The sequence below is a fragment of the Methanosarcina subterranea genome, from assembly GCF_055385895.1.
Map to the genome: position 1 here is coordinate 1,344,342 of NZ_AP042426.1, position 16,473 is coordinate 1,360,814.

10 protein-coding genes are annotated in these 16,473 nt (G+C 42.0%); 5 read left to right on the top strand and 5 right to left on the bottom strand.

Annotated features, from left to right (window positions below; all coding sequences use genetic code 11):
* Positions 1-87 precede the first annotated feature (87 nt).
* The 4 genes from leuS to ACZ5A8_RS06065 form a co-directional block, all read right to left on the bottom strand.
* On the bottom strand, positions 88-2,988 hold the full coding sequence (gene leuS / locus ACZ5A8_RS06050; RefSeq protein WP_464532798.1) for a leucine--tRNA ligase: 2,901 nt from the start codon (positions 2,986-2,988) through the stop codon (positions 88-90).
* Between the two features lie 361 nt (positions 2,989-3,349).
* Positions 3,350-4,567, bottom strand: coding sequence for a threonine synthase (thrC, locus tag ACZ5A8_RS06055; protein WP_464532800.1), 1,218 nt, complete (start codon positions 4,565-4,567; stop codon positions 3,350-3,352).
* 535 nt (positions 4,568-5,102) lie between these two features.
* Complete coding sequence (locus ACZ5A8_RS06060) at positions 5,103-5,492, bottom strand: DUF1622 domain-containing protein (protein WP_464532801.1); 390 nt, start codon at positions 5,490-5,492, stop codon at positions 5,103-5,105.
* A 1,192-nt stretch (positions 5,493-6,684) separates the two neighbouring features.
* The gene (locus ACZ5A8_RS06065) at positions 6,685-9,558 is read right to left on the bottom strand and encodes a DUF3458 domain-containing protein (protein ID WP_464532803.1); all 2,874 of its coding nucleotides are present in this window, start codon (positions 9,556-9,558) and stop codon (positions 6,685-6,687) included.
* Positions 9,559-9,776: 218 nt separating this feature from the next.
* Here ACZ5A8_RS06065 and ACZ5A8_RS06070 point away from each other — a divergent pair, with 218 nt between their 5' ends.
* The 5 genes from ACZ5A8_RS06070 to ACZ5A8_RS06090 all read left to right on the top strand — a co-directional run bounded on the left by ACZ5A8_RS06070 (position 9,777) and on the right by ACZ5A8_RS06090 (position 15,790).
* Positions 9,777-10,862, top strand: coding sequence for a DNA cytosine methyltransferase (locus ACZ5A8_RS06070; protein WP_464532805.1), 1,086 nt, complete (start codon positions 9,777-9,779; stop codon positions 10,860-10,862).
* A gap of 30 nt (positions 10,863-10,892) precedes the next feature.
* A complete protein-coding gene (locus ACZ5A8_RS06075; RefSeq protein WP_464532806.1) occupies positions 10,893-12,716 on the top strand; it encodes an AAA family ATPase in 1,824 nt (607 codons plus the stop codon).
* A 23-nt stretch (positions 12,717-12,739) separates the two neighbouring features.
* Positions 12,740-13,171 (top strand): very short patch repair endonuclease, encoded by a 432-nt coding sequence (locus ACZ5A8_RS06080; RefSeq protein ID WP_464532808.1) that lies wholly within the window; start codon positions 12,740-12,742, stop codon positions 13,169-13,171.
* A gap of 198 nt (positions 13,172-13,369) precedes the next feature.
* Entirely contained in the window at positions 13,370-14,119 is a 750-nt protein-coding gene (locus ACZ5A8_RS06085; RefSeq protein ID WP_464532809.1) for a DUF3427 domain-containing protein, read from the top strand.
* A 426-nt stretch (positions 14,120-14,545) separates the two neighbouring features.
* A complete protein-coding gene (locus ACZ5A8_RS06090; protein ID WP_464532811.1) occupies positions 14,546-15,790 on the top strand; it encodes an IS110 family RNA-guided transposase in 1,245 nt (414 codons plus the stop codon).
* Positions 15,791-15,850: 60 nt separating this feature from the next.
* Here the strand turns inward: ACZ5A8_RS06090 and ACZ5A8_RS06095 are convergent, their stop codons facing one another.
* Entirely contained in the window at positions 15,851-16,393 is a 543-nt protein-coding gene (locus tag ACZ5A8_RS06095; RefSeq protein ID WP_464532813.1) for a protease inhibitor I42 family protein, read from the bottom strand.
* Positions 16,394-16,473 lie beyond the last annotated feature (80 nt).

Below are 16,473 nucleotides of genomic sequence, written 5' to 3' on the forward strand. Positions count from 1 at the left end.
CGTGGTTATAGAGGTTTTTCCGTATCTTCCATGCTCTTATAGAGTTCCTTGATTATAGGGGTTTGAGAAAATCTCCCCTATTAGTTTTTACTCTTCCTTCTTTGCCTCAATATAAATTGCAGGCCTCAGAGGTTCTGCAAACCTGGACTTTTTCTGCGGGTCATACTCCGACGAATCAGCACTCTGGATTTCAATCGGGCAGCCAATTTCTTTTTCCAGGAAAGAAGCTGATTCTTTCAGGAGAGCCTGTTCATCAAGGCCGAGGTAGGCAAAGGTCTCGTAGCGCTCGGCACTCCCGCTCTTGAACTCGGGCACTATTTTCTGGACGAACTTCGGGATCTCCTTGCCAAAACGCTTCAGGTCAGGGTTTGCCATCAGGGTTTTGATCAGGGTGCCTACTTCAAGGGGAGCTTCTACCTGCAGTTCGCAGGCGCAATTTATGGCTGCGGATTTCCAGGCAGGCGAGGTGTAGAGGTAGACTTTTTGCGGGGTCATCTTTGTTACCCTTATGATCTCTTCAATATCGTTCAGCGTACTCTTTACAGCCTCTTCTGCAAGCTCTGCGCCATCATCTATAAGGTCTTCATTGTAGAGCGGATACTGGGCAAGGGAGATCGGGTCTTCGTGCCCCATGGCTTCCCAGATCTCCTCACAGAGGTGCGGGGTAAAAGGAGTCATAAGCCTTACCCAGTTGTCCAGCACGTAGTAAAGCAGATTTTCTCCGCCTCTCCTCTGGTACCACCTGATATCGTTAAGGAGCAGGAAGAAGGAGTTCTGGATAGCTTCCCGCGTCTGGATGGAGTCAAGGGCAATATTTGTCTCTTTTATGTAATTCTGCATCCTCGAAAGCATCCAGCGGTCGATCTGCTTTAGCTCTGTGCTGAGGTCTGCCCTTTTTCCGCTGTCGATAACTTCCTTTGCAAAGGAATAGAACCTGTCCACCTGCCTGCGGGCGGAATCGATTCCTGCTTTCTGCCAGTCGGCGTCCTGGGTCTGTTCGGCTGTTGAGAGGATATACATCCTTGTTATATCTGCACCGTAAGCGCTGACCGCACTTTCCAGGGTCAGGATAGGCCCTTTGGACTTACTCATCTTCTGTCCTTCAAGGGAGACAAAACCATTTACTGCAAGAGCCCTTGGCCAGTTTTCCTCTTCAAAGAGAGCTACATGATGGAAGAGGAAGAAGAGCAGGTGGTTCGGGACAAGGTCCTTTCCGGAAGACCGAAGGTCAACCGGATACCAGTAGTTGAAGTGGCTGCGAATTTCTTCCACGAGTTCCGGTTTGAGGCCTGTTTCCGCAGAAACTGCTGCAGAATCGCCTTTTCCGAGAAGGACATAGTCGAAGAATGAAAGGGTAAGCTGTTCAAGGGCAAGCTCGCCTCTCTCGATAAACCTGGCAATAATATAATAACTCATATAGATTGTCGAATCCCCGAGGGACTCAATCAACCATTCTTTGTCAAGGGGGAAGCGGGTCCCAAGCCCTTTCCTGCGGGCACATGCCTTGTCCTTGAGCCAGTCAACCTTGTTTTCGAACTCGACTCTGTACTCTGCGGGAATAATCCGCATCTGGTCGAGGCATTTGTAAACCTTTGCTTTCCAATCAGGATTTGAGTAGTTAAGGAACCACTGCCCTTTTACCATATTTACAACACAGGGAGTCCCGCAGCGGCAGACCACGGGTTCGCTGAATTCATAGAAGACTTCTCCTGCGTTTGAAGCAATTAAGTCCCTGGTCAGTATGTCTTTTATTTTGGAAACCGGGTATCCTTTATATTTCCCTGTAAGGTCCTTAAGGACTCCACCGTGGAACTCTCTCCTGTACACGATCTTTGTGGCTTCCTCAGCTTTAGGGTCTTTCTGGTTTGCAATTCCCATGCTCTCGACGATTTCTTTTGCAGGGAATTCACCGAATTCGGGCACCTGGATCAGAGAAATCAGTTCGATTCTCCTGAGGTCTTCGGTTATCCCGTACTCGCTCAGGTCGGCGTCATAGAGGTCGCGGAGGGCGAGGTAGTCAAATGGCGCATGTGCAGGGACACTCATCACTATCCCGCTTCCATTTTCAGGCCTTACGAAGGACGCGGGAAGGGAGATTACTTCATTTCCTGTTACCGGGTTTGTAAGTTTTATCCCTATGATGGATTTTGCAGGCACATCCTCAATATACTCAACTGTCCTGTCCGTAAAGGTGAGTTTCCTAAAAGCTTCCCTGCTGACAACCCAGAACTCTTCGTTTCCGTCTTTCTCAACCCTGGCTTTTACGTAGCCGACTTCGGGGTTGATCCAGAGATTAGTCACTCCGTATGTTGTTTCAGGCCTGAGGGTGGCACAGGGGAGGACCAGGTCTTTATGCCTGAATTTTATTAGAGTATACTCCACGATTGTAGCTTCTTCTCCGTGCAGGATATCGTGGTCTTCAACAGGGTTGTTGTCGTTCGGGCACCATTTCACCGGGTGAGAACCTTTCACGATCAGGTCCTTTTCTCCAAGCCTGATGTACTGCCACTCTATGAACTTTTTGTATGTGGGGTCAGTTGTTGTGAACTTTCGCCTCCAATCAATGGAGTACCCGATCATGCGCATGGCTTTCTCGGCTTCCAGCTTGAAATAATCCACAATTTTTTCGGGGGTATCGAGCGTAGGCAGGATATCTCCGGGGATCCCGTGCAGACGCTCATAGACGTCCATTGTCTGCGGGTCCCGGCTCGCAATCAGTTCGGCAAGTCCCACAATAGGTGTGCCGGTTACGTGGAAGCCCATAGGGTAAAGTACGTTGTACCCGAGCATCCTTTTGTGCCTTGCTACCACATCGCCTATTGTGAAGGTCCGGGTATGTCCTGCGTGCAGGTTCCCGTTAAGGTAGGGGTAGGGGATTGTTATGAAAAACTTTTCCCGCTTATCCGGTTCAGCCTGAAAAATCCGGCTCTCATTCCATTTTTTCTGCCATTTGTCTTCGATATCGTGAGGCTTATAGTCCTGCTCCATTCATTTTCACGCCCACAGATAATTATTATAGTATAAAAGAATCTGAAATAGAATCATAAGATGTGAATAATAACAGCAACGGTTAGGGAAGCTGATAAGACATCCGGAAAAATTTAAAGGATTAAAGGATTGAAGGATACCGGACACCGGCTATCAATCTTTCAACTGCTTACGGTTCCGACACGTAAATACTTATCTTCTTATCTAACTGGTAGGGTTCTCTGATTAATTGACTCTCTGATTAATTGACTCTCTGATTAATTGACTCTCTGATTAATTGACTCTCTGATTAATCTGATTTTTAAATTAATCTGATTAATCTAATTAATCTGATCCTTTAATCGACTACGTTTTTCCGGCTTTATTTTGCCTTTCCAAAAATTGCTTCCCGGATGGATTCTATGTTTGCATCAACAACCGTCGGCTCTTCGCAGATATCAATCACAGTCTGAGGGTCTTTAAGGAGGTGCCCTGTAGTAATGCAAACAACGGTTTCATCCCTGTCTATAACACCCATATCAACAAGTTTCTTAAGCCCTGCAACCGAGGCTGCGCTTGCAGGTTCGACCCCTATGCCTTCGAGCCTTGCCAGGTCTTTCTGGGCTGCAAGGATTTCTTCGTCGGTTACAGACTCCGCAGTCCCGCCGGATTCCCGGATTGCACTGAGGGCTTTTGTTGCGTTTACAGGGTTTCCAATCCTTATTGCAGTTGCAACGGTCTCCGGGTGCTCTTCAGGAGTAATTTCCAGAGCCCCGCATTTTATGGCTTTTACTATGGGACAGGAGCCTTCTGCCTGGATTCCGGTCATTTTCGGAAGAGAATCCGTTATTCCGAGTATTTTAAACTCCCTGAATCCCTTGTAGATAGCAGTAATATTCCCTGCATTTCCTACGGGCAGGACAATTCTGTCAGGCACTTTGAAGCCGAGTTGGTCTGCAATTTCAAAGCCAATGGTTTTCTGGCCTTCCAGCCTGTATGGGTTGATTGAGTTTAAAAGATAGATCTTTTCCTGGGAACAGAGTGTGCGCACAAGAGAAAGTGCATCATCAAAGTTTCCGCGGATGCTGAGGACCTTTGCTCCGTGCATCAGGGCTTGGGCTATCTTTCCAAGGGCAACTTTTCCTGCCGGAAGCAGCACAACAACAGGGATTCCTGCTTTTGCCCCGTAGATCGCAAGGGCGGCTGAGGTATTTCCGGTTGATGCGCAGGCGACGGTCTTCATACCGAGTTCAAGCGCTTTTGTAACCCCAACTGTCATCCCCCTGTCTTTGAAGGAACCGGTCGGGTTCATGCCCTCGTGTTTTACATAAAGTTCCTTAATTCCTATTTTTTCAGCAAGGCGGTCGCATTTGTAGAGGGGAGTCCCGCCTTCCTTTATAGTCACAGGCTCCCTTTCAATAGGGAGAAGTTTTGCGTATTTCCAGACCGAAGGGCATTCGGTCTTCAGTTTTTCCATGTCAAGTTCAATTGAGGAATAATCGTAAATAACGTCAAGCAGCCCATCACACTCGCTGCAGGTATAGATTACTTCATCTTTAGAATACTCTGCACCGCACTCGATACATTTCAAATGATACATTAAATTGCTCCTGTGTCTGATTTTTGGATTTAAGGTTAATGCCGGGTCTAAAACGGTACCTAACTTAAGGTCAGCACGACCCGGAGTTTCAGGTTGACAATCTGGACTTAGAATTTTAAGGTTAATAATCTGGATTTCGGATTAGTATAATATTAGAGTTTAATAATATTTTGTATCCTTAACACGTTACTTGCTTTTAAATTATGCTGTTTTCAGGTTACTCCCTGTCCTGAAGTTGTGCCTGCTCTCAAGTAGCCGTGAAAGAAATGTATGGGTTTTCATCTCCTGAGAATTTCAAGGAAAATAAGTAACTCGAATCTCCTGATAAGTTTATAAAAAGAATCCGATACTTCTGATAAAAATAATCCCATACTTCTGATTAAAAAATCCTATATTTTGAAAAGTTTCTCGAAAAGAATGTACGACCGTTTTTAAGGGCATTTATTCATTCTTTCTGTTTTATTCCCTGTGTTACACAGCAGCGAGGACATGCAAGAAAGGGTACGCTATGGTCTAACTATCTTATGTTCAGTTTTCAATCCAGATGATATACCGTGGCCTCTTTACTCAGGAAATACCCTAGAATTGTCCTTATCAGCACCACAGTTCCCAGTACAATCAGTTCTCCCTGAGTGGGGTCCCTCAGTGTTCTCAGGACATCGGCTGCAATGAAAAATTCCAGCCCAAATACGAGTTTGTTTGTCAGCTCTCTTCTTATATGCTCGTACTTATAATGTTTCTTAAAGGTTTCAAGCAGAATTATCTCTACAGTCGCCCTGAGCCCTCCGTACACTATAAGGACTGAGCCTACAACATTGAACAGGGAAGAGAATGTGTCCAGAAATAGATTTTCAAGGTCCCCTAATGTCCTTCTATCATCCCCGATACCTAAATCATGATATCCTGTAAAAAGCCCCAATAGCATTTATTTTTTCTGAATATATATTCTTCCTGTCTACTATCCTCAAATTGGGTTTATAATCTTCAAATTCGGCTTATAATCTTCAAATTGGGTTTATAATCTTCAAATTCGGTTCGTAATCTTCAAATTCAATTCTGGAAACTACTTCAATGGAGACTAAACTCTTTTTTCTAAAACACAGCTGTACAACAGGACTTCAAGAGAAAAATACATGAAATAGAATAGTGATCCATTATCTTCCGGTTAATATATTCCGGGAATCCGAAAACGGAATTTCCCGTTTTTCTCTTTTGCGTCGCACAGGGCTGCAGCCGGCCCTTCACAAGCTAAGAAAATAATCTCTCTAAATAAATACAACTAAAAGACACCGAAAAATATAGAGAAACGTCACCCTGCATGAAAAACTGTTCTTCTGGCTCCGGAAAGCTGAATTTCAATTTGTAGGATAAATAAATGCCTCCGCCAACCTGTCTGTCGATGTTTCAAAGAAAAAGAAGAAAGAGTAATTCTGAATGCAGTAAAAAGCAGACATTGAAAAGAGCATCTTCATATAGAATTTTATTCTATTTTGTTTGTATCTCACAGACTTTATGTCATTTTTACTTTCCAGTTTTTCTTTTCTTCTTTTTTCTTCATTTTCGTATTTTCGGAAAAGTCGCTCTTCTGCGTCGAGTGTGACAGGACGATCCGGTATGGTGAATAAGGTTGTACTGGTCATGAATATTTGAATAAATCATCCGAGCAAAGCTCACTACTAAAACTCATAACTTAGTCCTCTTGAGCGAAGCGCAGCGGAGCGAAAAGGACCGCGTACTCCCGAGGCTCAATTCGGGCGAGGCGCAATTTGGAAGGTAAAAGCTATAGTTTTATAAGTTAGTCTGCTTGAGCGAGCGAAGCGAGTGAAACAGACCTCGTGCTGTTGCACTTGCAGTGCAACTCCCAGAAAATCTTCGATTTCCTGTGATCCCGAAGCGAAACTCGGGCAGCGAAACTCGGGCAGCGAAACTCGGGAAGTGAAACTCGGGAAGTGAAACTCGGGAAAAATGAACCACATACGGTTGTAGACCAGCACAATTGAAGGGGTGCAAAAAAGATCCCGGAAGGAAAATATTCGTTTTAGGCTCCTTCCGGGCTGAATTGACTGACAGGGTTCAGAGTAACCGGTCCTGTCAGGCAGATTGCTTTTCAGAATAGCTTATTTCTTTTCCAGGCTTTCCGTCAGTAGAGCCGGGACTTTTCCATATATTTTCCCGTAAGTTCCGACAGCTTTCGGGGCTCCGAGAAGGAGTACTCTGGTCCTGTTGTAGACGCTGGGGAACTTCTGAGGGTCCAGTTCTTCAAGGAGGTCTGCTAGGATCTTTACCAGCGGAGCATGGTATTCTGCTTCCATCAGGTCTATGTTTGCAAAGGCATTGAGCAGGTTGACTGTGCTGTATTCGTTTACGGGAGACAGTTTTTTCAGGATCTCTGTAAAAAGAGTCCTGCCTTCTTCGGTCTGGAGGGACTTCTTGCGGTTGCGGGCAAAGCTTCCGTAAAGGGCACGCTGGTCGTTTGTTTGTTCAATCCTGAAGGCTTCTGACCTTTCCATTTCCCTTACCAGTTCGACTGCATCGACACTGCTGTTGTTTCCAATTACTGCAAGGAAGGCTTCCCAGGAAATAAGGTTCTGCTTTGACTCCGCTTCAAAGGCTCTCAGGACTCCTATCTTATCAGGAGCCGAACTGTTCAGGTACGCAGCAAATGCACTCAATCTGTCTGTTGCACAGGCTGCAGTTTCAAACTGCTGTTTTATCAGGGAGTGGATGTCAGGAGTATCGAGGGTTGCAAGGACTCCGAGGCAGATATTTTTGGCCTGCCTGCTCTTGATTACCCTTGCTGTTTCTTCGAGTGACGCATCCCCGGGAACCGAAACATTTTCAAAGAAGTGGTAGGCAGAAATCAGGGAGTTTTTGTATTTCCAGGCAACTGCCTTCAGTAGCTTCTGCTTTACATCATAAAGTGCCTGATAGCGGTGGGCGAATTCTTCATCTTCTACGGACTCAAAGATGGTCAGGAATTGCCCTCCTGCCCTTTCAAGGAGCTGCCGGTCATTAAAGAGCCTGTAGTAAAGTTCTATAAAGTCTTCAGAGGGGGCCGAACCCGAAACTTTAAGGAGCCTCAGCTTTTCCCGGTCCACAAGGGTATGGAAGGCTGTAAACCTGCCTGTGATATCGCTGTCCTTTCTGACCTGCAGCAGGAGTTCTTCCTGGCTTGCTCTGTAAACAAGTTTCCCATAGAAAGAGTACCCCCTGTTCAGGGAGAGGAAGGCAGGCATGTCCACGTTTTCAACCGGAATCTCTGCAGTCTCTCCGCTGACTCTTACCAGCACCTCAGCAAGGTCTTTTCCGTTTTCATCCACAAGGGCTGCTTTGAACGGGAACTCCCAGGGCTTTCCGCCAGCCGGGAAGTGCTGCTTGAGGAAGAAAGTAAACTTCCGGGAAGGCCTGTCGTATTCGGCAGAGACTTCGACCACAGGGAACTTTGTCTGCTTCAGCCAGGTCTCGGCCATCTCTTTTAAAGGCACTCCGCTCTCTTCTTCCATAACTTCTATCCAGTCCTGTGTGGAGGCATTGGAGTGCTGGAACTTTTTAAAATAACGGTCCAGGGCCCGGACAAAAGTATCCTTTCCTATGAGAGTCTCGACCATGCGTACGTATTCAGGGGATTTTACATATGTAACCGCAGTGATAAGGTCATTGGGGTCATTAAAACCGTCAGGGATAATAGGCATGGAAGCAGCTCCCGAGTCCAGGGCAAAAGTCCCGGACGCAGGTGCAAGCAGTTCGAGCACCCTCCCGAGCCTCTGGTAGTCCTCGCCGAAAAGGAAAGCATGGTACTGCTCTTCTACGTGCACGGTCACAGCTTCGTTCAGCCAGATCTCAAACGGGCTCTTTCCCGTGACCTCGGACCCGTTCTGGTTGTGGTAATATTCGTGCACCTTGACCCTTATCATGTACTCAAAAGCAGGGTCCGTTATCTGCGGGAAAGGCATGATGCGGTTTGTGGTAATCGTGGTGTTCCCCACATTTTCCATGCCCCCGAAGTCCGAGTTCTGCATCCCGATTTCCCGGTATACGGTCCCTGTATATCTGTACCCCGGAGTAATGGTTTCGACAAGCTCTGAAAGCTCTTTCCTGATCTTTTCGAGTTCTCCTTCTTCCTGCCCTGATTCGGGTTTTGCCTCAAGTTTAATTTTCTCCCGCCTGCGGACAAGCTCCCAGAGCCTTTCCCTGACCTGCAGCTTATCCTGGTCGAACTGTTCGGGCCCTGTAAAGAGGTAGACCCACATCACACAGTCGTGCAGGATATCGAGCGCTTTTTCGGCAGCCCAGGCATTTGAATCCGGCGGCACCAGGAGTTCGAGCGTGAAAATGCCCCCATCAGGGTATTCAAACTCCCGTACAAAAGTCGAATAAGTCCCTGCCCCGAGGAAGAAGAGATAGGTTGCCATCGGAGTTATCGAATTGTCATAAACAATCTTGTCCCGCCCAGGCTTTACGGTATGCCTCCCTACGAGCACGTCCCCGTTTGTGATAAGGTTCGTGTACCTCGAATCTGCAATAATGGTTGTCTTATAAGTGCACTTTGCAGTCATATCATCAATGCAGGGCACGATCCTCTGGAACCCCCACTGCTGGCACTGCGTGATCTGCTGCGGAGGAGCTCCTGCAGGCGTTTCGTCGTAGTACAGCCCCTCAAGGATATTCCTGGTCGGCCTGCATACCGTATCCGTAACAACCACAATCTCAGTATGCGGCGGGACCTCATCCCTGAAATTAATCTCAAGAATTGCATCATCCTGTCTGTATCTGTAAGAAACCTCAGACTGTATGCAGCTCACAGCCCTGATCTCAAGGTCCCTGCAGTTCAACTCCAGTTTCTCAATAGGAGCATCCTTTGTCCTGACCCTTAACAGGGACTTCACATTCGTCCTGTCGTCATAGATGTCAAACTCCATGTGCATATGCAAAACGTCAACAGTAAGCTCACCGAAGTCCTCGGGATAATATTTGCAAAGTCTACATTTCATAAAAGTGTCACCGGATGAAAGTTATGAGAGTTATATTGTGGATAGAAAAGGGAGGTATGGGATTTAAAGGTGTAGTTTGGGGGAATTCACAAAGTGATACAAAAGTATGAAGCAATTTTTCTATATCTTAAATAGTGATCTTTAATAATATTGAACAAGATACCAAAAGTCTCAATATTAAATTTTTTGATTCTAGAGAGTTAAGTGCAGGGTACAAGATGAAAAGTGAAGAGAAAAACGAATTAAAGGCGGTCGATTTTTTTTGCGGTGCAGGTGGTATGACGTACGGTATGTCTTTGGCGGGAATCAAAGTACTGGCAGGTATTGATAATGACCCCAACTGCAAAGAAACTTATGAAACAAATAACTTCGGGAGTAAATATATTGAGAGAGATATTCACAAATACTCTGTGAAAGAACTTGCCAAAGAAATAGGAATTGTAAAAAATGACGATTCATTAATATTCATAGGTTGCAGTCCGTGTCAATACTGGACGAGAATAAACACTGAAAAGGATAAAAGCCTTGAAACAAAAGACCTTCTGAGAGAATTCCAACGCTTTGTGAAATGGTTCAAACCCGGTTATGTTGTAGTGGAAAACGTGCCTCGTTTTTTAAAATACAAAGACGAAAATGTTTTGGGGGATTTTATCGTCTTTTTAGAAAAAGAATCATACAAGTGTGATCCTGCCATAGTTAATGCGAATTTATACGGAATACCTCAAAATCGAAAGAGATTTCTACTAATAGCAACCAGAGTTTCTGATCATATTCAAATTCCTAAGGGTGAACCTGATGATAAGCTGATTGTAAAAAATTTTATAGGTACACATAAAGGATTCCCGGCTATCGAAGCCGGACATAGGGATGAAACTGATTTTATTCACACTTCGGCAAATCTTTCCGAAAATAACAAAAAAAGAATCCGGAAAACCAAGAAAGACGGTGGGGATCGTTACGGATGGAAAGACGACCCCGAACTTCAAATTGATGCCTATAAAGGCAAAGATGATTATTTCAGGGATGTTTACGGCCGTATGAGTTGGGATAAACCTGCACCCACTATCACAACCAAATTTCATAGTTTATCTAACGGCAGATTCGGCCACCCTGAGGAAGATAGAGCCATATCTTTGAGAGAAGGAGCAACATTACAAACTTTTCCGTTGAATTATGTATTTAAAGGACCAAGTATAGCCTCAATATCCAGACAGATAGGGAATGCCGTACCACCGGAACTTGCCAGAAGAATAGGGGCCTACATTATTAAAAATTGGGAAATTGTTCTTTTCAATAGAGATTAAGATTTGTCAAAATGAATGAAGGAAAAAATAATGGATGAAGATATTGGAAGTCTTATTAATACAATTGACCGTATGAAAAGTAAGGGAGTTTTCAACCCGTTCATATATTATATTCGTTTTCCATATTATAGAAATCTCGAAAAAAATACTAAGGTTACTTTTGATTTCCCGTTAACTGTTTTTGTAGGTCAAAACGGATCTGGAAAAAGCTCTACATTACAAGCACTTTATGGGTGTCCTGCCGATCACAGCATTGGAAAATTTTGGTTTTCAACTAAAGTTGATCCTATAGAGATATCTGGAGAAAGACCTGCCATAATTTATGCTTATCATGAAGATGGGAAACGAGTTGAAGTACTTAAGCAAAGAAGTAAAAGAAAAGAGAATCCAGAGTATTGGGAAACGAGTAGACCAATAATTCGGTACGGCATGGAATTTGTAGAAAGGCGTGATGAAAAAGATAGGAATCCCCCAATCCAAATGGATGTTTTATATCTTGATTTTCGTTCTATATTAAGTGCTTTTGATAAATACTTTTATTATTTTACTCCTGATAACTTAAAATCCAAAACTCCCCAGGATTTTTTGCGAATAAAATCTACTTTTCTGAGAAATGTAATCGATACTGATAAAATTATCAAATGTGGCCCTAAAAAACAAAACAAAAAACCTGAAAATATCTCCAAAGATGAACTAGAAATAATGTCATCAATATTAAATAAAAAATACATAGATGGAAAAATCATAAATCATAAATTTTTTCAAGAGTGGGGCAATTCAATCCTTTTCACAACATTTGATGTTGTTTATTCCGAAGCCTTTGCAGGGAGTGGAGAAATTGCAGTTGCCACTCTTGTGCACGAATTAATGAATGTAAAAAAGAACTCTTTAGTATTACTAGACGAACCTGAAATATCACTTCATCCAGGGGCGCAGAAAAAGCTTAAAAAATTTATATTGGAACAAATAAAAAACAAACATCTTCAAGTAGTAATTTCAACACACTCAGCAAATCTAATAGAAGAATTGCCTCCAAATGCTGTCAAAGTATTCACACAACTTCCTGATGGAAAATTTCATGTAGAAAATGAAAGAATGCCTGAAGAAGCCTTTTATTTTATCGGTCAAAATCCAAACACAAAGAAAAAGATAATTGTCGAAGATAAACTATCTCAAAAAATACTTCAGTCCATTATAAATGAAATTGGTCCAGAAACGGCTCCATTGTTTGATATAGAATTTCACGCAGGCGGAGCTTCCGTGATCAAAACTGATTTTATTAGGGTGTACAGTCAAAATCCTGAATCGAACTTTTTTGTTATTTTTGATGGAGATCAAAAAGTTACAAAAAAACATTTGGATGTAGATAAACTCCCATACGGAAAAATTGATTCAATGGATTCTAAATTTTTAGAGAAACTGAAGGAAAGATTGAAAAAACAAACCGATTGTAACATCAAGTTTCATACTGATGGTAATTCAGAGGGGGGAGATAAAAATCAGGAGTTAAATTTTGTATTGAATTACCTAACATATTATTACAAAAATGTTTTTTATTTACCCCAACTCGTACCCGAGGAAATTATTTGGAACTCGGATCTAGCTAATCATTTGTTAGAATATAATCCAAATAAAAATGAAGTAATAAATAGACTTAACACAACAAAGGATTTCAAAGAGAAATTTAGGATATTGGGAAATGAAATATTTGTTGATAGTAAGAACTGCATTGATTCCACGCATGATATGTTTCTGAAAAGATGGATTCAGAAAAAAGATGACAACTTCATTGAAATTCAAACAACCATTAATAATATAAAATCTATTAATATAAATGAGAGAAAAACAAAGTAAAGAAACTCGGGGACATTTTAATCGTGGACATCTACTCAAAAGAAAAACGCAGTAAAATAATGTCCAAAATCCGAGGAAAGGAAACAAAGCCTGAAATTCTGGTTCGTAAATTCTTGTTTTCAGAAGGTTTCAGGTATCGGATTAATGACGAGAGGTACCCCGGCAAACCCGACTTAGTTCTCCCTAAATATAAAACCGTAATTTTCATACACGGCTGTTTCTGGCATGGGCACGAGGGTTGCAAAGCTTCCAAACTTCCGGAAACGAATGCCGAGTTTTGGGCAAAGAAAATCTCGGATAACGTGGCTCGCGACCGAAAAAATATCGAAAAATTGAAGGATGAAGGTTGGAATGTTATTATAGTCTGGCAATGTGAGATAAAAAGTAAGGCTAAGAGAGAGGAAAGGTTGAAGCTGTTGGTAGAGCAGATCAAAAAAGAGCCTCCGATGAATTGAAAATTGCGTAGTGTTATTCTAGCAAATGAATTTTTATTCACCCATAATATTTTTTGTTTATAATTTATCCACTTTTTTAGAAACTTGATTGGTTTATCCTTAACAAATTTAACACTGGAACCTTTTATGATAAAACTATGGCGTATGAGCCCGAACTTTTAAAAATAGCTTAAGTATTATTATGTATTTTATAGGCTTATGAAAACATCTTACTCTCTGAACCTTTTTTCTAGATACTCACGAAAAGATCTACAGAGACTATTCGAGATAATCGATGCAACAATCAATAACGGGATCTTTCAACCAAAAGGTCATTCTTCGATATGGCTTTTTGTGACTAAACACAAAACTCCCGATAGAACCGATTATAAGGATGATTTTGATGGTCAGATATTGAATTATGAAGGACAATTAAAAGGAAGGACAGATGATAAAATAATCAATCATTCAAAAGAAGGAAACGAAATACTGGTTTTTTATAGAGAAAGGAAAAATGAATATTCAGATTATGCCTTTAAATACCTGGGGAGATTCCGGTATATTTCCCATTCGGGGTATCAACCCAGAAAATTCAGTCTTCAAGCAATTGATATTCCCTTGGATGATGCCGAAAAAATCGATACGGTAAAGGAAGACGAATTCACAGAAGGCGAAGAAAAAACGAGAATTCAAACAAACTACGAAAGAAATCCAAAATTACGTGCTGAAGCCTTGAAATATCACGGAGCAAAGTGTATAGCATGTGGTTTTGATTTCTACGAAAAATATGGTGAGCATGGAGAAGGATTTATAGAAATTCACCATCTTTATCCGCTTTCATCATACGAAGGAAAAGAAATCGTGAATCATAAAACCGATATGGTACCTCTATGTTCAAATTGCCATCGAATGGTTCATAGGAATAAGAAATTATTATCAATCGAGGAATTAATAAATATAATAAATTAATGGTTTCAAGGTGGTTCAACTCGCATTCAAGGAAGTCCTTGACGTCTTCAAAGCTTTCAAAATTCCCAGTCAGGTAAGTCTTACCGTTTGCTATCGAGGCCACTTCAACAAATAAAAATTCTCTCTTAAAAATCTCCTGTCGCCTGAAAAGGTTCCAGCCCCAAAATTTTTCCAACTAAAAAAACGCACATGATATTCTTCGAATAACATGCCCAAAAAGATGAAAGTCCTTTTATACCTAACTTTTTTGTTTATTAACTCCATCATTACCTTAGGACAGTAAGGTTGTCTTTTCTTTGGTTCTGTGAAACCGTCAAAAAACTAATCAGCGAATTGCCATCGAAGGCCCAGATGTGACTTTGATCACGGATGCCAAATTGCCTTTGAGGCAATTCCACTGTCCTTGAAATGATGGAGTAATGTAAATTGGAAGGAGAAATAAACAAATCTTGTGGTTTAGACATTCACAAACATTTTGTCATTGCTACTATTCTCAGCAGATCCGGTGAAAAACAGCTACAACGTTTTGATAGAGATGATGATGGAATTTTAAACCTTAAAAATTGGGTGACATCAGAAGAATGTGATGTTGTTGCCTGTGAATCAACAAGTGACTTCTGGGTTCCGATTTATGAGTCATTGATAGATCATTTGCCTGTTATAGTTGGAAATGCGCGAGATATGAAAGCATTTACACATAAAAAGACCGATAAGATAGATTCGGAAGTCATTGCACAACTTGCATTGAATAAAATGATTCAACCGTCAAGAGTTTTTCCTAAAAAGCACAGGGAATTCAGGTCGTATGTCAGGCTCAGGTTAACTCTTGTAAGAAAAAGGACAGATATAAAAAATGAAGCTCATGCTATTCTTTCTTCTGAAATGTTACATCTAGGTGATGTGCTAACAGACATTTTCGGAAAAAATGGAAGAGCAATTCTATCAGGAATTTCTTCAGGAAAAAATATTGATCAGATTATAGAATCACTTTCTCCAAATGTTCGGAAGAAAGCTGGTCAGATAAGAGAGATTCTGGACAGAGAAATATCTCAGAGTGCTGCAATAAGGCTTCAGATGTGCCTGAACATTATAAAACATCTGGATGAAGAAATCGAAATTCTGGAAAGAGAAATTTTCAATTACGCTTATAGAAATCATAAACATGAAATGGAAATTTTAATGTCAGTTCCTGGGATTGGAGAACTGAGTGCGGCAACTTTAATTGCTGAGATAGGAAACTTCAAAGACTTTTCTTCAGGGGATAAACTTGCTTCATGGCTTGGGATAGTTCCGAATGTGTATCAATCTGCAGATAAATACCATAATGGAAGAATCACAAAGAGAGGATCAAAAGTAGCAAGGTGGATTCTGACACAGATTGCTCAAGCAGCAGCAAGAAAGAAGAATAGCAGGTTAAAAGAGTTTTTTAACAGAAAAAAGAAGTCAATTGGATATGCAAAGGCGATTATTGCCCTGGCAAGGAAAATTGCAACGATAATATGGCATCTTATCACAAGTGATGAGATGTATGAAGATGAGACAGGGTATGAAAAGGGAGAAGTTCAAAAGAGAAAGATTGTTGAAACTGAAATATTTTCGGCTGATGAACGGATCAAAATAATTAGTGGAATATTCGCAATTATGGGAAAAGAAGACAGAGAGAGTACGTGAGGAAGATATCCTCATGTACTTTCATGCCAAAGAAAAGGATCTGATAAGCAAAAATGCCTCTCAGTCAACCTCGACAGTGAGTGTAAAGTTATCCTCTGTGCCGGTTGTATTCTCCCAGGGTTGTTTGTATATGCCGCTTACCTGCTGGCTGCCCTCGCTCGCGGCTTCGATTATCCATGAATGAGTTCCGGGAACACCAGCCATATCTTCAGGAGCTTCATCCTGGGTATAATAATCGTTGAGAATAGTGAGCCCCTCGCTCAGGTTGAGTTGCCAGGAGTAGCCTGTGGACGGGTTTTCCCTGAGTTGAAGGGTAAAATCCTCTCCATTTTTGAGACTTATGCTTGTTCCGTTGTCAGCTTCGGTTACTACCTGCCCTGTTTCCACGGTTTCATTGACTTCGGTTGTTTTATTTTCAGCCGTGTTATTTTCAGTAACATTTTCGCCTGTCACGTTAGACGTTTCCGGAGTTTCAGGCGTAACCTGTTCGGAATCTTCAGGAATTTCATCTTCTGATGGCTCTGCATCTTCGGTACAGCCGGCTGCAAAGACAACAGCAGCAATGACAAAGAGCATTGCTATTATCTTTAAAATTTTCTTCATAACTATTCCCTCAAAAATTCTCTTCCTTTAAGTTCTCGTGTCTAATTTATTGTACTTTCTTACTGGTTATCGTACTTATT